Source organism: Clostridium sp. (genome assembly GCF_036642255.1).
GTDB lineage: Bacteria > Bacillota > Clostridia > Clostridiales > Clostridiaceae > Clostridium_J.
On record NZ_JAVWDJ010000001.1, the window covers coordinates 194,099 to 218,492 of the forward strand.

Sequence of the window (24,394 nt, forward strand, 5' to 3'; positions counted from 1 at the left end):
AATGCTTTATATTGCCTTTTCATTTTTTATTTTCTCGGCTAAAATAATAATGAGGTGAAAAACATGGAGTTTTTAGTTAACACGGTAGAAGAGACAGAAAACCTAGGAATACAACTAGGAAGATACACTAATGAAGGTGACATTATTTGTCTTATCGGTGATTTAGGTACTGGTAAAACTCATCTTACTAAGGGTATTGCAAAAGGTCTAAATATTGAAGAACATATTACAAGTCCTACCTTTAATATTGTTAATGAATATGATGGAAGATTGAAATTTTATCATTTTGATGTATATAGAGTAAATGACCCTGATGAAATAGCTGCTATAGGCTTTGATGAGTACATATTTGGTGGTGGAGTAAGCGTAATTGAGTGGGCTAACTACATTGAGGAATTAATTCCGGAAGAAAGTGTCACAATTACTCTAGAAAAAGTTCCCGAGTTAGGTTCCACCTGCAGAAAAGTATCAATAAACTACAGTGATTCTAGATATGATTATATAAAGGAGTTAACACTATGAAAATACTGTGCTTAGATTCAGCTACCGAAAGTGCAACTGCTGCCATTATAGATGAAGATAAACTTCTTGGAGAAATTATTTTTAATTATAAAAAGCAACATTCTGTAATCATGATGCCAATGATTGACAAACTTTTGAAAAATACTGACTTAACTATTAATGATATCGATGGTTTTGTGGTGTCAAAAGGTCCTGGTTCCTTTACTGGGCTTAGAATAGGAATGGCCACTATAAAGGGCTTAGTTCAAGCTAACGAAAAGCCTTTTATATCTATATCCTCCTTAGATGCCCTTGCCAATAACCTTTATTTTGTTGAAGGAATTATTTGCCCAATAATGGATGCATTAAGAGGAAACGTATATACTAACTTTTACAAAATGGATAATAGCTCTCTAATATCCATAGAGGAACCTCAAATTTTATCCTTAGAGGAATTGATAGAAAAAGTTAAAAGTTTTAACACTAAAGTTTATTTTATTGGAGATGGTACTTTTAAATTTAAAGAGAAACTTTTAGCTAGTATTGATAATATAGCTTTCGCTCCAACTCATCTTAACCTTGTTAGAGCTTCTGCATTAGGTGAACTTGGAATCAAACTTTTAAAAGACGGCAAAAAAGAAGATATCTTTACTTCCGCCCCAATTTATCTTAGAGCGTCTCAGGCTGAAAGAGAATATGAAGAAAAAATGAGGAAAAATAATGATTGATTTATCTATTGTACCGATGGATGAAAGTAATATTGTAGAAATAGAGAATATTAGTAAATTAAGCTTTCCAATTCCTTGGAGTTTAGACTCTCTAAAAAAAGAATTAGAAAATAAATATGCCAAATATATAGTTCTAAAGTTAGGTTCTTCTGTAGTTGGCTTTGGTGGCATGTGGATTATCTTTGACGAAGCCCATATTACAAATATTGCTGTACACCCAAGTTATAGAGCCAATGGCTTAGGTGATATTTTAGTAGAAAATCTTCTTCATATATGCAAGGAAAAAGGATTGGTAGGTATAACTTTAGAAGTAAGAAGGTCAAATGTAATTGCCATTTCCTTATATGAAAAGCATGGTTTTATTGTGGAAGGTATTAGAAAAAATTACTATGCAGATAATAAAGAAGATGCTCTCGTAATGTGGAATAGAAAAATCTAAGGACTATGAAATTTAATTTCATAGTCCTTTATTATTATTCTAAATATTATAAATTACTTGCCTTTTCTCTTAACTTTTGTTGTTCTACATTTAGACTTTCTTTATGAATTAATGGAGAAACTTTTTTGTATAATGCAAGAGTTATACCAGATACTATAATACCTTTCAAAATGTTAAAAGGTGTTATACCAATAACAATTAAAGTTCCTAAGCTGTTGATGCTCTTATTTGCTACAGCTGCTGCCCCAATAACATTCTCAAGGCCTCCAAATAGCGTTGCATATAGTGGTATTAATACATAGAAGTTAAATACACCTGCAACAATAGTCATTAAAATAGTTCCTGCAATTAATCCCATAACTGCACTTTTCCTAGTCTTGTTTTTATGATAAATAAAAGAAGCTACATATACAAAAACTCCACCTACAAGAAGGTTAGCCAATTCCCCTACTCCTCCTGTAGTCGTTCCATGCATTACCACATTTAATATATTTTTTATAAGTTCAACCATAATTCCTGCCACTGGTCCCAACGCAAATCCACCTATTAATGCTGGCAAGTCGCTAAAATCAAGTTTTAAGAATGGCGGAAATCCTGGAATTGGAAATTCAAATAACATTATTATAAATGCTATTGCTCCTAAAAGTGCTATTTTGATAAGTGAGTTTAAATTTCTTTTTTTGCTCATATTACACCCTCCTAAAATCACTGCAAACCCCAAGAGGTATCTTTGTGCAATATATGGTATTTGAGATCTAATACCTAGTTAAATCAACTAGCTATTTTAAAGATATCCAATACCAAAAATAAAAGCCCTGATCAAAAAGACCAGGGCGTAACAATTCTATATTACACATACTACCTTCTTCCATCCAGACTATACTGTCGGCTTCGGAATCTAACCGAATCTGCCTTACGGCTCGCGGGCTTTACCGCCGGTGGGGACTCTAACCCCGCCCTGAAGTGCATTATTTAATTTTTTCTTTACAAGATAATTATAATACACTGTTATGAAAATATCAATATCTTGAAAAAATAATTTTATACCATAAACATTATTTTATTTTCCTGTTTATAAAATTTAAATTGCATAGATTTAATATTTGTCGTAAATCAACAGTGTAATACTTCCTGCAAAAGCTTTTTTTAGTTATGCATTTCTTTTCATGGATAAAGATATACGATGCCTTTTTTCATCCACATCTATAACTCTTACTTCTACTATATCCCCAACCTTAACCACATCTAATGGATGTTTTACAAACCTATCACTAAGTTGGCTTTTGTGAACTAGTCCATCTTGATGTACTCCAATATCTACAAATGCACCAAAATCAGATACATTTCTAACAGTTCCCATGAGCATCATTCCTGGTTTCAACTGAGATAATTGAAGGATTCCCGTTTTAAAAATAGGTTTTGGTAGTTCTTCTCTTGGGTCACGTCCTGGCTTTTTGATTTCTTTAATTATATCAGAAAGTGTAAGAATTCCTATATCCAAGTCCTTTGATAACTTTTCAATTCCTAATTGAGCAATTTTAGCATCAATATCTTGAAGTCTATTCTTTCTTAAATCTTCTTTTGAATATCCTAACATATTAATTAGCTTCTTAGCTCCATCATAGCTTTCTGGATGCACCGATGTATTATCTAAAGGCTCGTCACTTTCCATAACTCTTAAAAATCCTGCACATTGCTCATAAGCTTTATTTCCTAATCTCTTAACTTTTAAAAGTTCTTTTCTTGATTTAAATTTCCCAATTTCTTCTCTATGTGCAACAATATTTTGTGCTATAGTACTATTAATTCCTGAAATATATGAAAGTAATGCTGGAGTGGCTACATTTAAATCTACTCCTACATTATTAACACAATCCTCTACTATTCCTTTTAAAGACTCATCAAGTTTTTTAGGTGTTACGTCGTGCTGATATTGCCCCACCCCTATAGCCTTCGGATCAATTTTCACTAACTCTGCAAGAGGGTCCTGAAGTCTTCTTCCTATTGAAATGGCTCCTCTTACAGTTACATCAAGGTTTGGATACTCTTTTGTAGCAAGTTCTGATGCAGAATATACCGAAGCACCAGCTTCTGATACCACTACATAATAAACCTCTTTCCCTGTAGCGATTTTCACTTCACTTATAACCTTTGCTAAAATTTCCTCTGACTCCCTGCTTGCCGTACCATTTCCTAAAGAAATCACATCTACATTATATTTAATAATCATATCCCTAAGGATTTCTATAGATTTGTTAATTTGATATTCACTAGCAGAGGTCGCATGTACTGTCACATTATCAAGGAATTTTCCTGTATCATCAAGAATTGCCACTTTACACCCTGTTCTAAATCCTGGGTCATAGCCCATTATAATTTTCCCTTTAATAGGTGCAGTCATAAGCAGTGCCTTTAAGTTTGCCTTAAATATTTTTATTGCCCCTTCTTCCCCTATATCTGTTAACGCTGATCGAATTTCTCTCTCTATAGATGGATAGATAAGCCTCTTTAAAGAATCCTCTACACTTAGTTCTATATATTTATCTGTAATTTTATTACCTCTTAAAGTTCTATTTTTCATATAAGTAATAATTTTTTCCATATCAGCAGTGATTTTAACTGATAATATTTTTTCATCTTCACCTCTGTTTATAGCTAGAATTCTGTGAGGAGGTATAACTCTTACAGCTTCCCTGTAATCATAGTACATTTCATATGGTGTTGATTCTTTACTACTACTCTTTGTTTCTATGATTCCATTGTTTTGAACAAATTCTCTAATCCATTTTCTATACTCTGCTTCATCGCTAATTTTTTCACTAATTATATCCATAGCACCTTGAAGTGCTTCCTCTATAGATTTTACACCCTTTTCTTCATCAATAAATTTTGAAGCATATTCTTCTATATCATCTTTAAATTCACCACTAAAGATTTCCTCAGCTAAAGGGGAAAGCCCCTTCTCTACTGCAATAGTTGCTCTTGTTCTCTTTTTTTGCTTAAAAGGTCTATAAATATCTTCTATTTCTGTTAAAGTTTCTGCCTTTACTATAGACTCTTTAATATCCTCCGTAAGCTTTCCTTGCTCTTCAATGAGTCTAATTATATCTTCTTTTCTACCTTCTAAATTCCTCAAATATATAAGTCTCTCTGAAAAACTTCTTAATATTATGTCATCAAGCCCACCAGTTCTTTCTTTTCTATAACGAGCAATAAAGGGAACAGTATTCCCTTCATCTAATAATTCAATAACATTTAAGATTTGTTCCTTTGATATAATAAACTCTTTAATTAACTTTTGTTCTATTATATTCATATTGGCCTCCTATAATATATTTGTAACTACCTTTTTTCTTTTCTTAATCCACTTCTACAGGATAATTTCCCAGTTTCAGGAAATAAGATACTTACATTTTGTAAATATAGTTAAAATTCTTTAACATTATCATACCTCAACATAATGATTCATATTATTAATATAAATAATTTTTAATAGGTGATACATGAGAAAGTTTGTCGTATCTTATTTTCTATCCCTTTGTCTTATTGTAACTTCCTTAAGTTTCCAAAAATATTGTAACATAAAAACCTTTGATATTTCAAATGTAAAAGACAACATTGAATATCTATCTTCTGACACTTTTAAAGGAAGACTTACAGGCACTATCGAAAACCAAATGGTTGCAGCATATATAAAGGAGGAGTTTGTAAAAAATGGACTAGAGCCTTTTGAAGGTACTTACTATCAATCTTTTAAGGTTAAATATCCAAAAAAGCTAACTGAGGAGCCTATGATAGCTATAATGGACACAAACAACAAGATAGTAAAGACTTTTGATTATGGTGTTAATTACAAAGAGGACTTACTAAATTTTAGAAATACAGAAATAGATTTTACAAAAGATAATGTAGTAGGTTCCCCCAATGACAATGTACTTTATGTTAAAACTGACAAGGGAAGCATAATATTCTACACCACTACTGAAAATGACCTAGCTTTTAGAAGCTCCTTTGTTGAAAATTCCAAACAAGATCTATATATTATTGTAACAAAAGAAACTTTACGAGAAATATCAGAATTTCTAGAAAAAGGCTATTCCATATACACTTATATTCCCTTTAAGGTTGAAGAAACAAGCGTAAATAATGTTATGGGAGTTATAAAAGGAAAGGATTCATCAAAATCTCCACTAGTTTTTAGTTGTCATTTCGATCATCTTGGTGTAGATTTAAACAACACAATTTATAGAGGGGCTTTAGATAACGCTTCTGGTACTTCTTTTCTTTTAGAGTTAATAAAATATATAAAATCCCTTGGAACTCCAGAAAGAGATATTTTATTTGTAGCCTTTAATGCAGAGGAATTCGGCCTTTTGGGTTCTAATGCTTTTATAGAACAATATGAAAGTAAATTAAAAGATAGTAAAGTCTACAACTTTGATATGATTGGTAGTTTTGATGGCGTACCTCTATGTATAATGGGGGGTAATGGTGATACAAATCAAACTCCTTTTATTGCAGAACTAACAAAAACCTTTGAAAGTGAAAAGATATACTTCAACTACTTATTTGAAGATGCTAGCGATCACGCTGGTTTTAGAGCGAAAGGAATTGATGCAGTTACCCTTTGTGATAATGATATGAATAGAATCCATACTCCTAAAGATAGGGTTGAGTATATAAGTGCTGATGCTATTGAAAGATGTTTTGGTGTAATCAATAAAGAACTTGTTAAGACAGTTTTTAATAGTGATAGTAACGTTATCTATCTTTATCATAAAGAATCATTAGTTATTTCTTTAATATGTTCTCTTTTATTTATCTTCATATATAAAAAAGTAGAGTAAGCAATTGTTTTTGCACACTCTACTTTTTTATTGCTCTATATATGTAATTTCTTTAGCAAATTTTAAAGACATTTTGGAAAGATATTTCCCCAATACCCTTTATGTGGAAGCCTTGCTTGAAAGTTAACCGTTGGTGTACCAAAGTGCCTTTGTTCGATTTAAATCTCCTATCAGAGCTCATCTGTGGACTACATATTTAATCTAAAAACTCCCTTTTTATAAGTTGATCATTGGAATTCATGAAACTTAAGTATTCTTCTTTTGTCATAGCTGGAACAAAATCTTTAAGAATATTTTTAGCTTCTTTTGCCTCATCAAAAAGTAAGTCAATTATAGTTAATGCTAATGCCTTTGCTGGCTCTAAATAAGCATATTCTTCATTAACTATGGAATAATCTTTTGAATGAAGTTCTCCCCTTATCCCACCAAACATAGGGTGTAAGGTTGGCATAATATGGGATAAATCACCTAAATCGAAAGAGCCTGTGAAGTCTCCTCCTTGTATTATATCATCTTGGGTAATTTCGAGTCCTTTTAAATTCTTAAATAATATATCTTCCATCTGTTGATGTTTTAATATTGGTAAATATCCTGGTATTTCTTTTATTTCAATATTAGCACCTACTGCCATAGCCCCAGCAATTAATGCTCTATTAACTTTTTTATTTGCATCTACCATTGCTTTTACAGTTCTTGCTCTTGTATATGATTCCATTCGAACATCAGCTGGCACCACATTTACAATGTCACCACCCTTGGTGATAATAGGATGAATCCTTACTTTATCACCGTCTTCGAAGGTTTCTCTTTGAGCATTGATATTGTTTATGGCTAGTAATGCTGCATTAAGTGCATTTACTCCTTTAAAAGGAGCGCTACCTGCATGAGCTTCTTTACCAATAAATCGAATATCTTTTCCAATGAACCCATTACTTACCGGGCCAACTAATACCTTTTTGTCACCAGTATCGAAAGCATGGAACATAACAGCCATATCTACATCATCAAATGCCCCATTTCTTATTAATTCCTGCTTTCCTCCAAAATATTGAATAACACCCTTATCCTTTAGTTTTCTTCTATAATCCATCTCAATAAATTCTTCTGCAGGTGTTGCAATAAAATCAATCTTACCATCCAACTCTTTATATACACCTGATTTTATAAGACCAATTGCTACACCCAGCATTCCTGCAATTTGAATATTATGTCCGCAAGTATGAGACGCCCCTGAACTTAAAGAATCTTGGTGATTATTACAAACTATGCCATCCAACTCACCTAAAACCGCAATCTTCGGGCCGGCTTTGTCCTCATTTATCTTGGCTCTGCAACCAGTATAGGCAATACCATCTACCACAGCAAGATTTAATTCCTTTTCGAAAAATTCCTTCACAAGCTTTGTTGTTTCAAACTCTTTAAAGCCAAGCTCAGGGTTTTCATAAATCTTTCTACCTATCTGGAAAATCAAATCCCGATTCTCATCAATTGTAGAAATCACCTTAGCTTTCATTTTTTCTTTGCTCATGCCCATTTATTAATCATTCCTTTTTATATAACTAACAATGGCCTCTGTTGTTTTTAGTAGTTCATCAATTTCTAAATATTCTTCAACAGTGTGTACATTGTTCATTCCTACTCCAATAATAATTGAGTTGAATCCTTGTTTTGCAAATATATTGCTATCTGAGCCGCCGCCAATAACCTTAAGTTCACAAGGAACATTTAACTTTTCATATATCTTAGCAAATTCCTTTGCAAAAACCAAATCATCCTTTGGTTTTAGTGTTGGGTAATCACACTTATAATCAAGTTTGTAGCTGCCACCAAATTTTTCAATGGATTCATCACATGCTTTTTTATACATTTCTATAATCTCTAAAATCTTTTCCTCAGAATGACTTCTTACTTCCCCAGCAACCTTACATGTATCTGGAACTACATTTGATGGAAACTCAGAATTTATTTTAGAAATATTTGAGGTAGTTAAATCATCAATTCTACCTATATTCATGTGAGATAAAGCATAAGCTGCAAGACTTATAGCATTAATACCTTTTTCAGGTTCAATTCCAGCATGAGCTTTTTTACCCTGGAAGAAAAATTCAATATCATATTTACTTGGAGCAGTGTGTGCAATAAGCCCAGCCTTTCCAGCATTATCAACAACAATCATATTCTTTGCTGGCATCATACCTTCAGGTACCTTTTTCCAATCAAAATGCTTAGCACCAAGCATTCCTATTTCTTCACAAGGTGTTAATACAATATAAATATCCTCATGTGGTACATTTTCCTCTTTTATAATTCTCACAGTTTCAATAATACTTGCTATTCCCGCTTTATCATCTCCACCTAGTGTAGTTGTTCCATCTGTTCTAATTATGTTACCCTCTATTATTGGGTTTGCATTTAGATTAGGCTCTACAACATCCATATGTGCAGCAAGAGTTACCCCTTCACCTTTCACATTTCCTGGAAACTTAGCTACTATTGAAGGTGAATCTCCACCATATTCTAGATACCCCTCATCTAAGTATATTAGGGCACCCATTCCCTTTAATAAATCCACAAGATACTTTGCATACTCCCCTTCTTTTTTTGAAGGTGAATGAATTTTTAACATTTTAACTAGGTTATTTATCAATCTTTCCCTATTCAAGGTTATCCCTCCTAATACTACGTTATTAGAAACTTAACTAAGCTTCCTTACTATCTATTTTCTTAGCTAATTGTCCCTTAGCAAAGGCAATTGTAGCAAATACTGCAACTAGAGTAATAATAAAAGATGGTTTACCTGGAATCAAATCAACAATCTTTGTCATCACAAAGGCAACAGCAAGGGCAAATATACCAGTCTTTGGTGATTTTAATGCAAATTGAGCAAAGACGCCACCAAATAATGCAGGAATAATAAGAGACAGCATCTTACTAACAGACGGAGGCAAGTTAGCCAATAAAGTCTGTCCTGCAAATATAGATAGTAATAAGAATATGATACCAACCCATATTGAAACTCCTATTCCTATTGTACCCATAATTGCACCTTCATCGGTACCAGATTCATAACCCGATCCTTCTAAGGCGGATACAGCTGCTGGTATTCTCATATTCACCAAGTTTCCTGCTAAGAAGCCCATATATAATCCAGCTCTACCAACAATGGGGAAATAACTTATAGGTTCGCTAAAATAAAAAGCCCCTGAAACTGATATTTGAGAAATTGCTCCAGCCAAAATTGCTGCAATTCCAGGATTATATCCAAATACAAAAGTCATAACTAATGGAGGAAGAAAACTTACAATCACTCCAAGAATCATGGTGAACCTACCAATCTTTGTAATATCATCAATATATTTATCAAATGCTTTCATCTATCGTAATCCTCCTTTATTTTAAAATGTTAAAGTTCCAATTATAGCTCCACCAAACATTGCAATAGTTAGAGCCCAGTCTTTTAACCATTTAACCTTTTTCTCTCCTAATTGCATACAAACCATCATAATAACAAGACCTGCAATTGCAGCAATGGTTACATCAGGAGCAGACTTAAACTTTAGATAGTTACCAACATTAAAGTATGCAAAGGATCCAAGCATAGCTCCTATACTAACTGCTGGTAATAATGCTTTTCTTCCACTTGTTAACAAGTTATTTACTTTATCCATTTTATGTGCAAATAAAAACACGAATATTATCCATCCAATTGAGCCTAATGCCATGGTCCATAGAGCATTTGTAAATACTACGGGAGCCATATTTGTAGAAAGTTCAGATCCTAAAGCTTTAGCTCCAAAGTTAGCTGCCATAGCCTCAAAGTTAGAACCTCCAATAATACTCAATCTGAATGCAGATACAGGAGATCCCATAGTAACTAATAAAGCTAATAAGCTTCCAGCAACACCTAATGCTGGGCCAATACTGCCAATGGCACTTGTCTTAATACCTTTCTTAATTTTAGAATAATCCATTCCCATATCTAAACCTGCTTTAACTGATTTTTTAAATATTAGTACCGATTGAACTAGTACAACTGCTATACCTATTGCACATACGATCCACATAATAGGGTGATTTGCATAATATAAATGATTTTTCTCCACCATTGTTTCCCTCCATCTTTTTTTTAATCTCTCAAGCTAATTACTAGAAATAATATTTAAAACGTTTAAATTTTAGAAAGTATTCCAACTTGATATGAATCTTATAAAGCTTACCTATTCATTATTAATGAATTAGTTATTTAATTATAATATGTACTTGGAGTATTAGACTTTTCATCACTTCCTTTTATAATATTTACCAAGTTGTTTGCTTAAAAAATGGAAACGTTTTCTACATAAGAAGCATTTTGTTAAAATATAAAACTTTTAATTAGAAAACTTTTAATTAAAAAACTTAAATATAAATTTTATTCTTGTCTCAAATAGGTCCTTAATTATTTAAAATTATAGTATATGTTTTATACATTGTCAAGAAGTATTAAGAATTGTCTGATTTGAATCATTTAATGTGGAAAAATATTGCTAAGCTTATATTTCACTAAGAAATATAGTACAATTAATCTTATATATAGAACTAGTTAAGATGGATAACTGCAGATGATTTAAAAAAATTTTATATAAAAAATAAAATTCCAGTAAAAATAAAATTTCTACTGGAATTTTGGTGTTAAATTGATTAGAGTTTGTTTAATATTTTATGCTTTCAGTTTAATTTTAACTTTTCGACGCGGCCTACCAGCACCTAAAGAATTCTCTATATTTGACTCTTCTCCATAACCTTTATCTATAAGACTTTTTAAAATACGATTGGCACTACGCTCACTTATAAAAAGAATTTCAGCAAGCTCTTTACTTGTAAATTCATCTCTTCCTAACTTCTTTATTACACTACCAATTTTCTCAATATACTGATAGCTGATTCCAATTTCTTTAGATAACTTCAAAGCTTCTTCATCCACTAAATTTTTATATTTAATTTGATTTTTCTTTAAAATTGGTCCTACTACATTTTTACCATCATAAAAATAAATATTTCCCAGCTTTTCCGACGTACTCTTTCTTAAAGCATTCCTTGCATTATTTTCAGATTGATAAATAGTTACACCCTCACCAATGCCTACACCTAATATAATATCCCTTAATTTACAGTTGCTTATCATACTGTATAAAGAATTTATATTTTCTACACTTAATGCTGCACCTTTATTCGATATAATGAGGTACTCATTTGAATCAATAACCTGCATCATACCTTCAATTTCCTTAGAATACATCAAGATTGCTTCTTCTAATTGAAACTCATCATTTTTACTATCTTGTGTACTAACGTTTTCTTTCACTACTTGAATGATTTGTACTTGAACTGCACATTCATTAAGGTTTTTCAGGTTAATACTATTTTTTAACTTGAAAAACTGATTTTTAATATCAATATTCGTTGCCTGTATCCTATAGACAGGAATATTATGCCTTTTTAAATAATTATATATATATCCAAAAGAAGTAAAAATGCAATCAATATTTCCCTCTTCATACCTTTCTAAATAATATTTCAGGTAATCTTCCTCATTCTTAGAAGGTAAATACTTTTGAATATCATAGCTTTTAACCTCAATATTAAACTCATTAAGCACATCAATGAGATCTTTTTCCTCAATTATATCTAAGGCGATCCTTGTATCCTTTGTATCTCCAGACTTTATTGAAAAGTCCAATAAAGCTTTAATGATTCCTATAATACCTCTTTCTGTATATACAACTGGTATTTCAAGCCTTGCTTTGGAAGTGATTTTAGAAAAAACTCCTATTCCAGTCAAAAATATACCATCTATTTCAGTGTCTAAGTTTTTTGTCATATCAATAAGCTTTTTTATCTCATCTTCAGCATATTTAATAAACTCAATATCCTTATGTTCTGGAGAGAGAACTTTATATACCTTTTCGACTGAATCTGAAGCTCCCATTATAGCAATTTTCATATATATCACTCCTATCTTAAACCATTAATTGCATCTAAAACTTAAATTATTAGGCATCTATAAGGAAAGCTAAAACTCATACACAATAGTTACAAATTAGTAAAAATACAATAAGTTTTATATAGGGTTTTAGTGCTTACCCTTAACTTATTCATCAAAAATTCTGTTTACTTATCTAGCCTTAGACCGATGTATACGTTAAACTTTTACCTTAAAATTACACAGAGGGAAGCAAATTTAAGGTTTAACTTATACATAAGTAAACTTCGAGTCTGCTTCCCTAAAATAATATTACTATTTATTATCCTTTAAGTACCCATTAATAAACATATCAATATCTCCATCCATAACAGCACTTGTGTTACCTGTTTCTACCCCAGTTCTATGGTCTTTAACTAGATTGTAAGGATGAAACACATAAGAACGAATTTGACTTCCCCAGCCATTATCCTTTTGATCTCCACTGATATCTTCTATTTTATCCTTATGTTCTCGTTCTTTTATATCAATAAGCTTTGCCTTAAGCATTTTCATTGCATAATCTTTATTAGTATGCTGACTTCTTTGACTTTGACACTGAACTACTACTCCTGTTGGAATATGGGTAATTCTTATAGCTGATTCAGTTTTATTAACATGCTGTCCTCCAGCTCCAGAAGATCTATAGGTATCAATCCTTAAGTCTTCACTTCTTATATCTATATCTTGATTTTCTGTTAATTCTGGCAGCACCTCACAACCTGCAAAGGAGGTTTGTCGTTTTCCATTAGAGTTATAGGGTGAAATCCTTACTAATCTGTGCACACCCTTTTCTGCTTTCAAATATCCATATGCAAATTCCCCTGAAACCTTTATAGTAACTCCCTTTATTCCAGCTTCATCTGCAGGAACATAATCCAGCACCTCTACTTTAAAATCATGACTTTCACACCATCGATTATACATTCTATAAAGCATTTCAGTCCAATCTTGAGCATCATTACCTCCAACTCCAGTATGAAGTGCAAGTATAGCATTATTTCTGTCATACTCCCCTGAAAGTAAGGTTTCAATTTTAAACTTTTCTATTTCGTTACCCAAGGTTTTAATTTCAGCTTTTATCTCTTTGTAGGTTTCTTGAATGGAAGAGGCATCCTCTTCCTCCAAGCTTAACTGTATTAAGATTTCAACATCTTCAACTCTACTATTTGTTTCTTTAAACTTCTCTATTTTATCCTTAAGAGTCTTTGCGTTTTGAGTTACTTCCTGTGCCTTATTTAAATCTTGCCAAAAATTTGGCTCCTGCATCTTAAGTTCTAGTTCTGACACCTTTTTTTCAACACATGGCAGGTCAAAGAGACACCTGTAATTCTTTCAAATTCTCTTTTAAACTATTAACTTCATTCAAACACTCTTCAAGTTGTAATATCACTATTTATTCTCCTCTTCCGCAGCAATTTTTATATTTATGTCCTGAACCACAAGAGCATGGATCATTTCTATTTGGCTTTTCCTTCTTTTTAGTTGGTTCCTTCTTTAAACTGTTATCTTCGTTGGTAGAAGTTATCTTAGCCACTCTTTCTCTTTCAGGAGCTTTTTCCATTCTTACATGGAACAAGTATTTAACAGTTTCTTGTTTAATGTTATAGATCATTTCATTAAACATGTCACTACCTTCCATTTGATAAGCTTGTGCAGGATCTTGTTGCCTATAAGCCCTTAAGCCTATACCTTGCTTTAAGTGATCCATATTATCAATGTGGTCCATCCACTTAGAGTCAACTACTTTAAGCAATATAACTCTCTCAATTTCTCTTATTTGCTCATCACCAAAGTCTTCCTCTTTTTCTGCATAAAGCTTAGTAGCAACTTCTAGGAAAGCTTGCTTTATTTCCTCATCTGAAAGCTTCTCTAAATGCTCTACAGTAAAAGTATCTTTTGGAAGGAATATTTCTTCCATGAACTGAATTAATTTATTTAGTTCATCTTTAAAAGTATCTTCAACTCCACTGATATGTGAACCTACTGCATCTCCAACAACATCCTCAATCATAGTTTGTATTTGGTCCTTTATGTTTGCACCTTGAAGAACAGTTTGTCTTTGTCTGTATATAATTTCTCTTTGCTTATTCATAACGTCATCATATTTAACAACGTTCTTTCTGATATCAAAGTTATTTCCTTCAACTTTCTTTTGAGCATTTTCAATAGCACCAGTTACCATTTTACTTTCAATGGCATCTTCTTCACTTAACCCTAATTTATCAACCACTGTAGCAAGTCTTTCTGTACCGAAAATTCTCATTAAATCATCTTCAAGAGCAATATAAAATCTAGACATCCCTGGGTCACCCTGACGACCAGAACGTCCTCTTAACTGATTATCTATACGTCTTGATTCATGTCTTTCTGTTCCTATAATTTTAAGACCACCAAGCTCTGTAACTCCTTCACCAAGTTTAATATCAGTACCTCTACCTGCCATATTAGTAGCTATAGTTACTGCACCTTTTTGCCCTGCAAGAGAAACAATTTCCGCCTCTCTTTCATGATACTTAGCATTAAGAACTTCATGCGGAACTCCTTTTTTCTTAAGCATTGAAGATAAAATCTCTGATTTTTCAATACTTACTGTACCAACAAGCACTGGCTGACCTTTTTTATGGGTTTCAACTATGTCGTCTACAATAGCGGCATATTTACCTTTTACAGTTTTATATATTAAATCAGCTAAGTCTAATCTAACTACTGGTCTATGAGTTGGTATTACAATAACGTCTAGACCGTAAATTTCTCTAAACTCACTTTCTTCTGTTAATGCAGTACCTGTCATACCTGCAAGTTTATTATACATTCTAAAGTAGTTTTGGAAGGTTATAGTTGCTAAGGTCTTAGATTCTTTTTCAACCTTAACTCCTTCTTTAGCTTCTATAGCTTGATGGAGACCATCACTGTATCTTCTACCTTCCATAAGTCTTCCAGTGAACTCATCAACTATTACAACTTCTCCCTCTTTAACTATATAATCCTTTTCATTCCTCATCATATAATTTGCTTTAAGTGCTTGAACTACATGGTGTTGAACATCCATATTTTCTGGATCTGCATAGTTCTCAAGATGGAAGTACTTTTCAGCTCTAGCAATACCTTCATCAGTTAAGATTACGGAATTAGCTTTTTCATCTACAGTGTAATCTTCCTCTTTTAGTGACTTAACAAAAAAATCTGCGACTCTATAAAAATCTGTAGATTTTTCACCTTCTCCAGATATTATAAGTGGAGTTCTTGCCTCATCTATTAAAATCGAGTCAACCTCATCTACTATAACATAGTTTAAATCTCTTTGAACTTTCTCTTCCTTGTATATCACCATGTTATCTCTTAGGTAATCAAACCCAAATTCATTATTTGTTCCATAAGTTATATCAGAGTTATACATTTCTTGTTTTTCAGCTTGTGATTGTCCATGAATTATAACACCAACCTTAAGTCCTAAAAACTCATGTACTTTTCCCATCTCATCTCTATCTCTTTTTGCAAGATAGTCGTTAACTGTTATAATATGAACTCCCTTACCTGCTAATGCATTTAAGTATGATGGAAGGGTTGCAACTAGTGTTTTACCTTCCCCTGTTTTCATTTCTGAAATTCTTCCTTGATGTAGTACAATACCACCAATTAATTGAACATCATAATGTCTAAGTCCAAGAACTCTTTTTGATGCCTCTCTAACCACTGCAAAAGCTTCTGGTAGAATATCTTCTAAAGTCTCTCCTTTAGTCAATCTATTCTTGAATTCCTCAGTTTTATTTTTTAACTGTTCATCAGTTAATTTTTCTGTTTCTGGTTCTAAATCATTAACTTTTTTAACCATGGGTAATATTCTTTTAATTTCTCTGTCACTATATGTTCCGAATACCTTATCCAAAAGTTTCATATTATCATCCTCACTCTTCATCGATAATAAGAAGAATTAAAATTTTATATTTACAACCTAATAAAAATTAAGTCTTAATATTTATTAAGCCCTAACCTTTATTAACATAATATAAAAATACTCTCTTAATATTTATTATTCCAAATATACATAATTAAAATTATAACATTTATTTATTATTACTTCAACTTTACCATTTTTAATATTCTGAAAACATTCCAAATTTTTTACATTTTTTTTATTATTAATTTAATCATTACTTAACCACACTTTATAGGAATAAATATGTCCTTATAGTATAGTAAAAATTCCACTTAAATAATTTATAAATAATAATAAAAGGATTAGGGAGTTATTCCCCAATCCTTTCACTTAAAATACAGTCATTTAAAATTGTTGTTCAATTAATCCGTAATTTCCATCTTTTCTCTTATACAAAACATTTACTTGATTTGTATGTGAGTTTTTGTATACAAAGAAATCATGATCTAAAAGTTCCATTTGAAGTACTGCTTCTTCCTCTGACATTGGTTTCATTGCAAATCTCTTAGTTTTAACAATTTGTGGTTCATCACTTGCTGAATCATCTTCGTAAGATGCTGTACTTGGGATTTTAAAGGAATTTTCATAATTTCTTTTTTGAAGCTTAGTTTTTTGTTTTCTTATTTGACCTTCTATTTTATCAATAACTAAATCAATAGCAGAATACATATCATCATTTTTTTCTTCAGCCCTTAACATTACATTATTAAAAGGTATTAGAACCTCTATTTTTTTTAAATTTCTTTCAACACTAAGTGTCGCTGTTGCATTAATATTTTCTGCAAAATATTTTTCTAATTTAGAAACCTTTTTTTCTACTGTAGATTTTAATGCCTCTGTAAGTTCTATGTTCTTTCCTATAGTTCTGATTTTCATAATGACAGCCCCTTTCAAAATTAACTAGGACTTTTTTAATCCTTTATAATAAAATATCTTTACATCTATATTTTATTATTCTTTCGTTGATATTATTTATCTATTTGATAATTATATTTTAGTATTAATTCCAAAACTTATCAAATGAACTTTTCTGAGTATTCTAAATATTTAAGCAATGATTCTCCAATATCTATTAATTTCTCATTAATAATCATTATTACTTGATACTTTCCTATATGAAAAAAAATGAAAGTTATGATATAATGTAATCACATGGGCTTAAAGCAAATAAATTACTTTAAATTCCATAATTAAATTTATTTAACACGTATAAAAAATTAATAGTTAGTTATAGATATATGAAATTGACTAAAATAAAAAAACACTTTGATTTATCATCAAAGTGTTTCTTTTAAGTCGGTTGACCTGGTCTTTGACCCCACACTCGCCTGCTGGAGGTTTTGCTACCCAGATTTAACTTCTCACTACTAACCCTCTCGTCTAAAGACGGCAGGACTTACTTCTAAGCCGCACCATGCTCATTAAAACTTTGTTTAACTTACGTGGATCGTTTCGCCTGCGACTGGCATCGACTTTCAACCACAAACCCGACTTACTTTATATATTATACTCTACTTTTGGCAACAGTCAATATATAAACATCTTTTGCTCCTGCCCTTTTTAAAGTGCTTGCACAATAAAACGCCGTAGCACCAGTGGTTACAACGTCATCTATTAATAAAATATTTTTCCCTTCAACAAGCTTTGAATTTATACATGAAAAACTATCTTTAATATTATCCCATCTTTCATTTGTAGTAAGACCTATTTGATCTCTTGAAAATTTAACCTTTTTTAATAGTGATATGCATTTCCTATTAATATCTTTGCTTATATTTTTGCAAACTACTTCACACTGATTAAATCCTCTTTTTTGCAATGATTCTTTACTACTAGGCACAAAGGTCAATATATCAAATTCATCTTTAAATTCATTTTTAAGAAAGTCACTTAAATATTTTGCTATAACAAGTCCAGCTGAAAAATTCTTCTTATATTTTAAGGCTAACACTAATTTTTTTATTGAATAGGAATAATAGCCCAAGGAAAAACATTTATATTCTTCATCATTTTGTTTTAAGTTATAGCTTAAATAACTTATTTTCATAGAAGAATTGCAAGAAGGACAAATGTAATCTTCTTCTACCTCTGCATCACATATTATGCACTTCTCCATACCGCAATATATAAGACCTACAATGCTGTTTAGAATATAGCTTATAAACGTAATAAACCTTCTTCCCATGCTCTTTTGTTTAACTCCCTTAAAATTTCCTTTGAATTTTCCATATCTTCATTTATATCTTTTGATAAAAAGATTACTTCTTCTCTATCTGTGGAGTTACTCCTACTTGCTCTGCTTGATAGATAAGTTAACTTTTTATAATCGAATGCTTCATCATCTGCAAAGAAAATCATAACATTCACTCCTGATAAATCTACCTCTTCTTCATTAAAACTGTTGGTAATAATAATTCCTTTACCTTTAGCAAAAAACTTTGTTAAGCTTTTTTTATCCTTATCATCCTTTTTATAAGTAAAAATATTTTTTGTTAGTTTATCTTTAAAGTTTTCCAAATAATTATATATATTTTCTACTTTTTCTTCATCAGGCACATAAATTATAACCTTCTTATTTGACATCATGGACCAACTTAAGTAATCATATACTACTAAAGGCAAATCTTCATTGACATTTAATCTAGTATTAATAATCCTTGGTTCAACTAAAGGTTTACCCCCATTATCTATATAGTGAAATAGACTAATTTCCTCCTGAAAAACAGACTCTATAGAATAAGCAATCATAGTTCCATAATTTTTACAACAAGCTTCCATTAACCTCTTTATGGATTCCCTATTATAAAGAGGCATACAATTTATATCATCATAAATTACAAGATCAAACTTTTCGCCTAAATAAAATGCTCTATTATGACTACAAATATTTATTTTTCCTTTTGATATATAATCATGGTTGTCACCAATATAATTGTATCCTAACTCATCTTTTTTAATCATTTCTACAAATGAAATGCTCCTTTCTAATTCATTTGTAATATAGAGTACAGTTTTTCTTTGTGCTAATGCATACGAGGTTACCTTTTTAAAAATCTCTGGTGTGTTATAAAAAAATGAAATTACATTTACTTTATTAATCTTCTCTCTGAAACATCTTAATAACTTTTCATCTATATTATCTTTAGTGGCAATGCTTTTATTTTCTTTAGCAAGCAACATAATATCTCTCCTCGATTAAATAATGAAAACAAGTAACCCATTCTTTGCAAATATCCTTTAACACTTATATATCAAAAATCTGTTGTATTCTCCATTTCAGTCCAGAATACCTTTCGAAGCTTCTATCATTATCTTTCATAAACTGAATAGCTTTAGAACTACCAACTAATACTACCATTTGTTTTGCTCTAGTAATGCCAGTATAAAGCAAGTTTTTATTCATAAGTAGTGGCGGCCCCATGAACATAGGCATAATCACCACCGGAAACTCACTTCCCTGACTTTTATGTATAGTTATAGCATATGCTAAAGTTAGTTCATCTAAATACATATCTTCATATTCTACAATTTTCTCATCCTCAAAACTAACTTTAATAATGTCATCTTCCTCATTTATATCAACTATATATCCTACATCACCGTTAAAAATCCCAAGTCCCTCTTCTAAATATCCATCTGAAAACCTAGTCCATTTTATGTTATAGTTGTTTTTTATTTGCATCACCTTGTCTCCAACCCTAAAAACAGTATCTTTGAATTGTTTTTCTAGCACACCCTTTTGTTGTGGGTTTAAGATTTGCTGAAGCTCTTTATTAAGGTTATCAACACCTACAATTCCCTTTCTCATTGGTGATAAAATTTGAATATGCTTAATTTTATCCCAACCCTTATTAAATTTTATTAATCTTGTATTGATAAGAGATATTATTTGCTCTAAAACAACCTCTCCATCTAAAGCCTCTATAAAATAAAAATCACTATCTTTTCTGTTAAGCATTGGCATTTGCCCTTCATTTATAAGATGGGCATTTACAATAATCATACTTTCCTTGCCTTGCCTAAATATTTCATTCAATCTTACAACTTTTACTGCATTACTTTCTATTATATCCCTAAGGACATTTCCTGGTCCCACAGAGGGCAGCTGATCCACATCACCCACAATTATAAGCCTTGTTCCCATGGATACTGCACTTAATAAATTATTCATTAAATTAATATCTATCATGGAAGCTTCATCAACAATTAGCACATCACATTCAAGTGGCGAATCTTCATCTTTTTGTGCACTAAAATCTTCTTCCCCTGCACCTAGTTCAAGTAATCTATGTATGGTTTTAGCTTCTCTTCCTGTAGCTTCACTCATTCTTTTAGCCGCACGTCCTGTAGGGGCAGCCATAAACACTCTCATATTAGCACTTTCAAATATATTAACGATACAATTTATAATTGTAGTTTTTCCAGTACCTGGCCCACCTGTAATAACTTCAATTCCGTTATGTATAGCACCTTTAATAGCTTCCTTTTGAGATTCTGCTAAAGTTATTGAGTTTTCCATTTCAAAAGTTTCAATTCTGTTTTCTACATCTATACCTAAATTCTCATATTGAGCTGAGGCTAAAGTAACAATTTTTTTAGTTACTCCCATCTCTGCATAAAGATAAGGTAATGTAAATACCCCGAGACTATCCTCTATATTCTCTACCTTTAGCTTTCCCTCTAATACAGCCTCATATATATTTTTTTCAATAATATCTACTTCTACTCCAAGAAGTTCTTTTGCTTTTGCTAAAAGTTTCTCCTTTGGCATAAAGGTATTTCCAACAGCACAAAACTCATTAATAACATAATTAATTCCACTTTTAATTCTAAATGTAGAGTCCTTTTCTATTCCCAAGGTTAGTGCTATATTATCTGATGTTTTAAACCCAATTCCTGAAATTGCATCAGTTAGTAAATACGGATTTTCCTTAACTATACTAACAGAATTGGCTCCAAACCTTTTATAAATTTTCATACACTGATTTGGTGAAATCCCAAAGGTTTGAAAAAACATCACAATATTTCTAACTTCTCTCTGCCCTAAGTAAGAACTCATAATTAAATCTATTTTTTTTGACCCTATGCCTTTAATTTCATTAAGTCTTTCTATATTATTATCTAAAACATCTAAAGTGATTTCACCAAAAAAATCCACGATTTTTTTTGCTGTTACAGGACCTATTCCAGTTATAATACCACTAGCGAGATATTTCTCTATTCCTGATTTTGTAGTTGGCAAAACCTCTTCTATGGTTTCTATTTTTAATTGTTTACCAAATTTAGCATGATTAACCCACAGACCTGTAATTTTGTACTCCTGACCTTCAACTATATAAGGAGCTATTCCAACTATAGTAACGATTTCCGAGTTACAATCCAATCGAGCAATAACGTATCCATTATCCTCATTCTTAAAAACAATACTATGAATTACACCTTGAATAATTGGCATAATATCACTCCCAATTTTTTTCTTCACTATTAATTATAACACAACCTAAAATTCCTTACTCATGTATTTTCCCTATATCTATATTATATTTTTATCAATTAAACAACGTTACAAACAATTAAATTCTCTAAAAAATAAACTAACATGCTAGCTAGTTATTTTCTAATAGATTTTATATATTAATTTATTACGTTAAAAGAGTCTAAAAGCTCATTGCAACTTTTAGACTCTTTATCTTTATCTTATATGTGTTTTTTTATTTCCTCAACTCTATTTAACTTTTCCCATGGTAAGTCAAGATCAATTCTTCCTAAGTGACCATAAGCAGCAACTTGCTTATAGATAGGTCTTCTTAGGTCTAATTCTCTTATTATTGCAGCTGGTCTTAGATCAAATACTTTTTGAATTAATTCAATAATCTTATCATCTGCAATTTTACCTGTTCCAAAAGTATCAACCTCAATAGATACTGGTTTTGCAACACCGATAGCATAAGCTAACTCAATTTCTAACTTATCAGCAACACCTGCAGCAACTAGGTTTTTTGCTACCCATCTTGCAGCATAAGCAGCAGACCTGTCAACTTTAGTTGGATCTTTTCCTGAGAATGCTCCGCCACCATGTCTTCCATATCCACCATAAGTATCAACAATAATCTTTCTTCCTGTTAAACCAGAATCCCCTTGTGGTCCTCCGATTACAAATCTTCCAGTTGGATTTATGTAATACTTAGTGTTCTCATCCAATAATTCAGCTGGAACAGTGGTTCTTATAACATGCTCCATTAAATCCTTCTCTATTTGATCACGCTCAACTTCTGGTCCATGTTGAGTTGAAATAACAATTGCATCAATTCTTACAGGCTTATTATCTTCATACTCCACAGTAACTTGAGTTTTTCCATCTGGTCTTAAATAGTCTAAAGTACCATTTTTTCTTACTTCAGTCAATTTTCTAGATAATTTATGAGCCATAGCTATTGGAAGTGGCATGTATTCTTCAGTCTCGTTTGTTGCAAAACCAAACATCATTCCTTGATCTCCAGCTCCTATAGCTTCTATTGCATCTATTTCACCTTTTTTAGATTCTAAAGCTTCGTTAACTCCCATAGCAATATCGCCTGATTGCTCATCTATAGATGTTATAACTGCGCAAGTATCAGCATCAAAGCCATACTTAGCTCTTGTATACCCTATACCTTCTATTGTTTGTCTAACTATCTTTGGAACATCAACATAACAACTTGTAGTAATTTCTCCCATTACTAAAACCATTCCAGTAGTTACTGCTGTTTCGCAAGCAACTCTTGCCATTGGATCTTGTTCTAATATAGCGTCTAATACTGCATCTGAAATTTGATCACAGATTTTATCTGGATGTCCTTCTGTAACTGATTCTGATGTAAATAATCTTTTCATTTTTATCTCCTCTCTCATTTCCACTAGGTCATCATCTAAAAATAACTATAAATAATTAGCATATCTATACTATCAGATAGGAACCAGGTGATTTCTCAACTTCGAAAGCTACCTTTGTAGTTACTTCATCTATAGTATTCCTTTTTTCTTTACTAGTTATTTTATTCTTGATGCCTTTTAATTTAATATAATAAGGAATGTTTCCTTATATTGTTAACTACAAAAAACAAAACCTCTTCTTAGATAAGAAGAGGTTAATTTACATACTCTCTCTTATCTTGCAGGCTTTACTGCAGGAATTGGCACCATTGTGCTTGCACTGGTTGCCGGGTTTCGTCGGGCCCTGTCCCTCCACCTCTCTGGATAAGAGTTATTATTTAGTTTTCATTTTCCAAAGCTATAATATCACAGCAAATTTCATATGTCAACATAATATTACATAGATATATGGTACTAGCCTTCATTTTTCTACACTTAGAATTGTAATCATCTACCCTTTGATTCCTAACGTAAATTAAGTTAGAATCCTAACTCTACGCTTTAATCTTATTATAAAAATGAAGCTTGTGCCAAACCATGATACCACTCAGTTTATTAAATAATTAACAGAATTTATCACAATAAAAAAACACCGTTTATAGGTGTTTTGGTGGAGGAGGACGGATTCGAACCATCGAAACGAAACGTAACAGATTTACAGTCTGCCCCCTTTGGCCACTCGGGAACTCCTCCATATTTGGAGCTGGCAATAGGAATCGAACCTACAACCTGCTGATTACAAGTCAGCTGCTCTACCGTTGAGCCATGCCAGCATATTACTTATTTAATTTTAAAGGTCTAGTGGTGGTCGCAACAGGGATCGAACCTGTGACCCTCTGCTTGTAAGGCAGATGCTCTCCCAGCTGAGCTATGCGACCATATGTGGTGGAGGAGGACGGATTCGAACCATCGAAACGAAACGTAACAGATTTACAGTCTGCCCCCTTTGGCCACTCGGGAACTCCTCCATATTTGGAGCTGGCAATAGGAATCGAACCTACAACCTGCTGATTACAAGTCAGCTGC

Annotated in this window: 18 protein-coding genes, 4 tRNA genes and 2 riboswitches; of the genes, 4 read left to right on the forward strand and 18 right to left on the reverse strand. The window is 31.8% G+C overall.

Features of this window, described 5'->3' with window-relative positions; genetic code table 11:
- Positions 1-63: 63 nt before the first annotated feature.
- The 3 genes from tsaE to rimI are packed head-to-tail and all read left to right on the forward strand — an operon-like array spanning position 64 to position 1,668.
- Positions 64-522, forward strand: coding sequence for a tRNA (adenosine(37)-N6)-threonylcarbamoyltransferase complex ATPase subunit type 1 TsaE (gene tsaE / locus RR409_RS00810; protein ID WP_332555806.1), 459 nt, complete (start codon positions 64-66; stop codon positions 520-522).
- Entirely contained in the window at positions 519-1,229 is a 711-nt protein-coding gene (tsaB, locus tag RR409_RS00815; RefSeq protein WP_332555807.1) for a tRNA (adenosine(37)-N6)-threonylcarbamoyltransferase complex dimerization subunit type 1 TsaB, read from the forward strand. Before tsaE ends, tsaB begins: the two co-directional genes overlap by 4 nt.
- Positions 1,222-1,668, forward strand: coding sequence for a ribosomal protein S18-alanine N-acetyltransferase (gene rimI / locus RR409_RS00820; protein ID WP_332555808.1), 447 nt, complete (start codon positions 1,222-1,224; stop codon positions 1,666-1,668). The genes tsaB and rimI overlap by 8 nt, the downstream gene beginning before the upstream one ends.
- Before the next feature lie 46 nt (positions 1,669-1,714).
- Here rimI and RR409_RS00825 read toward each other — a convergent pair whose 3' ends face one another.
- Positions 1,715-2,356 carry an ECF transporter S component gene (locus RR409_RS00825; protein ID WP_332555809.1) on the reverse strand — a complete coding sequence of 214 codons (642 nt, stop codon included), beginning with the start codon at positions 2,354-2,356 and terminating at the stop codon, positions 1,715-1,717.
- 169 nt (positions 2,357-2,525) lie between these two features.
- Positions 2,526-2,638: riboswitch (FMN riboswitch) on the reverse strand.
- Between the two features lie 180 nt (positions 2,639-2,818).
- Positions 2,819-4,984 (reverse strand): Tex family protein, encoded by a 2,166-nt coding sequence (locus RR409_RS00830; RefSeq protein ID WP_332555810.1) that lies wholly within the window; start codon positions 4,982-4,984, stop codon positions 2,819-2,821.
- A 187-nt stretch (positions 4,985-5,171) separates the two neighbouring features.
- Between RR409_RS00830 and RR409_RS00835 the strand changes: the two genes are divergently transcribed.
- Positions 5,172-6,515, forward strand: coding sequence for a M28 family metallopeptidase (locus RR409_RS00835; protein WP_332555811.1), 1,344 nt, complete (start codon positions 5,172-5,174; stop codon positions 6,513-6,515).
- A gap of 196 nt (positions 6,516-6,711) precedes the next feature.
- Here RR409_RS00835 and RR409_RS00840 read toward each other — a convergent pair whose 3' ends face one another.
- From RR409_RS00840 to RR409_RS00915, 16 genes are all read right to left on the reverse strand, one after another.
- Complete coding sequence (locus RR409_RS00840) at positions 6,712-8,049, reverse strand: amidohydrolase (RefSeq protein WP_332555812.1); 1,338 nt, start codon at positions 8,047-8,049, stop codon at positions 6,712-6,714.
- A gap of 3 nt (positions 8,050-8,052) precedes the next feature.
- Positions 8,053-9,177, reverse strand: a complete 1,125-nt coding sequence (locus RR409_RS00845) for a M20/M25/M40 family metallo-hydrolase (protein ID WP_332555813.1) — start codon at positions 9,175-9,177, stop codon at positions 8,053-8,055.
- A gap of 37 nt (positions 9,178-9,214) precedes the next feature.
- Positions 9,215-9,889, reverse strand: coding sequence for a hypothetical protein (locus RR409_RS00850; protein ID WP_332555814.1), 675 nt, complete (start codon positions 9,887-9,889; stop codon positions 9,215-9,217).
- A 21-nt stretch (positions 9,890-9,910) separates the two neighbouring features.
- Positions 9,911-10,621 (reverse strand): DUF5058 family protein, encoded by a 711-nt coding sequence (locus tag RR409_RS00855; RefSeq protein WP_332555815.1) that lies wholly within the window; start codon positions 10,619-10,621, stop codon positions 9,911-9,913.
- Between the two features lie 593 nt (positions 10,622-11,214).
- Positions 11,215-12,498, reverse strand: coding sequence for a hypothetical protein (locus RR409_RS00860; RefSeq protein ID WP_332555816.1), 1,284 nt, complete (start codon positions 12,496-12,498; stop codon positions 11,215-11,217).
- 294 nt (positions 12,499-12,792) lie between these two features.
- A protein-coding gene (gene prfB / locus RR409_RS00865; protein WP_332555817.1) for a peptide chain release factor 2 occupies positions 12,793-13,909 on the reverse strand; the annotation gives its coding sequence in 2 pieces (ribosomal slippage) (positions 12,793-13,830 and positions 13,832-13,909; 1,116 coding nt in all).
- Positions 13,910-13,912: 3 nt separating this feature from the next.
- A complete protein-coding gene (gene secA / locus RR409_RS00870; RefSeq protein ID WP_332555818.1) occupies positions 13,913-16,414 on the reverse strand; it encodes a preprotein translocase subunit SecA in 2,502 nt (833 codons plus the stop codon).
- A 387-nt stretch (positions 16,415-16,801) separates the two neighbouring features.
- On the reverse strand, positions 16,802-17,332 hold the full coding sequence (gene raiA, locus RR409_RS00875; RefSeq protein WP_332555819.1) for a ribosome-associated translation inhibitor RaiA: 531 nt from the start codon (positions 17,330-17,332) through the stop codon (positions 16,802-16,804).
- Positions 17,333-17,960: 628 nt separating this feature from the next.
- A complete protein-coding gene (locus RR409_RS00880) occupies positions 17,961-18,641 on the reverse strand; it encodes a ComF family protein (protein WP_332555820.1) in 681 nt (226 codons plus the stop codon).
- Entirely contained in the window at positions 18,614-19,636 is a 1,023-nt protein-coding gene (locus RR409_RS00885) for a hypothetical protein (RefSeq protein ID WP_332555821.1), read from the reverse strand. The genes RR409_RS00880 and RR409_RS00885 overlap by 28 nt, the downstream gene beginning before the upstream one ends.
- A gap of 64 nt (positions 19,637-19,700) precedes the next feature.
- On the reverse strand, positions 19,701-21,911 hold the full coding sequence (locus tag RR409_RS00890) for an ATP-dependent RecD-like DNA helicase (protein WP_332555822.1): 2,211 nt from the start codon (positions 21,909-21,911) through the stop codon (positions 19,701-19,703).
- Between the two features lie 242 nt (positions 21,912-22,153).
- Positions 22,154-23,329: a methionine adenosyltransferase gene (gene metK / locus RR409_RS00895; protein WP_332555823.1), complete on the reverse strand. Its 1,176-nt coding sequence runs from the start codon at positions 23,327-23,329 to the stop codon at positions 22,154-22,156.
- Between the two features lie 270 nt (positions 23,330-23,599).
- A riboswitch (SAM riboswitch) is annotated at positions 23,600-23,699 on the reverse strand.
- Between the two features lie 277 nt (positions 23,700-23,976).
- Positions 23,977-24,061: transfer RNA gene (locus RR409_RS00900), tRNA-Tyr, on the reverse strand.
- 5 nt (positions 24,062-24,066) lie between these two features.
- Positions 24,067-24,141 (reverse strand) — tRNA-Thr (locus RR409_RS00905).
- A gap of 29 nt (positions 24,142-24,170) precedes the next feature.
- Positions 24,171-24,246: transfer RNA gene (locus RR409_RS00910), tRNA-Val, on the reverse strand.
- Between the two features lie 5 nt (positions 24,247-24,251).
- Positions 24,252-24,336, reverse strand: a tRNA-Tyr gene (locus RR409_RS00915).
- Between the last annotated feature and the right edge of the window lie 58 nt (positions 24,337-24,394).

Excerpts from the sequence above, each read along its gene's own strand:
- RR409_RS00850 (WP_332555814.1), bottom strand. The coding sequence starts at position 9,889 with ATGAAAGCATTTGATAAATATATTGATGATATTACAAAGATTGGTAGG.
- RR409_RS00835 (WP_332555811.1), top strand. The coding sequence starts at position 5,172 with ATGAGAAAGTTTGTCGTATCTTATTTTCTATCCCTTTGTCTTATTGTA.
- RR409_RS00825 (WP_332555809.1), bottom strand. The coding sequence starts at position 2,356 with ATGAGCAAAAAAAGAAATTTAAACTCACTTATCAAAATAGCACTTTTA.
- secA (WP_332555818.1), bottom strand. The coding sequence starts at position 16,414 with ATGAAACTTTTGGATAAGGTATTCGGAACATATAGTGACAGAGAAATT.
- RR409_RS00860 (WP_332555816.1), bottom strand. The coding sequence starts at position 12,498 with ATGAAAATTGCTATAATGGGAGCTTCAGATTCAGTCGAAAAGGTATAT.
- tsaB (WP_332555807.1), top strand. The coding sequence starts at position 519 with ATGAAAATACTGTGCTTAGATTCAGCTACCGAAAGTGCAACTGCTGCC.
- tsaE (WP_332555806.1), top strand. The coding sequence starts at position 64 with ATGGAGTTTTTAGTTAACACGGTAGAAGAGACAGAAAACCTAGGAATA.
- metK (WP_332555823.1), bottom strand. The coding sequence starts at position 23,329 with ATGAAAAGATTATTTACATCAGAATCAGTTACAGAAGGACATCCAGAT.
- RR409_RS00840 (WP_332555812.1), bottom strand. The coding sequence starts at position 8,049 with ATGGGCATGAGCAAAGAAAAAATGAAAGCTAAGGTGATTTCTACAATT.
- RR409_RS00890 (WP_332555822.1), bottom strand. The coding sequence starts at position 21,911 with ATGCCAATTATTCAAGGTGTAATTCATAGTATTGTTTTTAAGAATGAG.
- RR409_RS00855 (WP_332555815.1), bottom strand. The coding sequence starts at position 10,621 with ATGGTGGAGAAAAATCATTTATATTATGCAAATCACCCTATTATGTGG.
- rimI (WP_332555808.1), top strand. The coding sequence starts at position 1,222 with ATGATTGATTTATCTATTGTACCGATGGATGAAAGTAATATTGTAGAA.
- RR409_RS00880 (WP_332555820.1), bottom strand. The coding sequence starts at position 18,641 with ATGGGAAGAAGGTTTATTACGTTTATAAGCTATATTCTAAACAGCATT.
- RR409_RS00885 (WP_332555821.1), bottom strand. The coding sequence starts at position 19,636 with ATGTTGCTTGCTAAAGAAAATAAAAGCATTGCCACTAAAGATAATATA.
- RR409_RS00830 (WP_332555810.1), bottom strand. The coding sequence starts at position 4,984 with ATGAATATAATAGAACAAAAGTTAATTAAAGAGTTTATTATATCAAAG.
- raiA (WP_332555819.1), bottom strand. The coding sequence starts at position 17,332 with ATGAAAATCAGAACTATAGGAAAGAACATAGAACTTACAGAGGCATTA.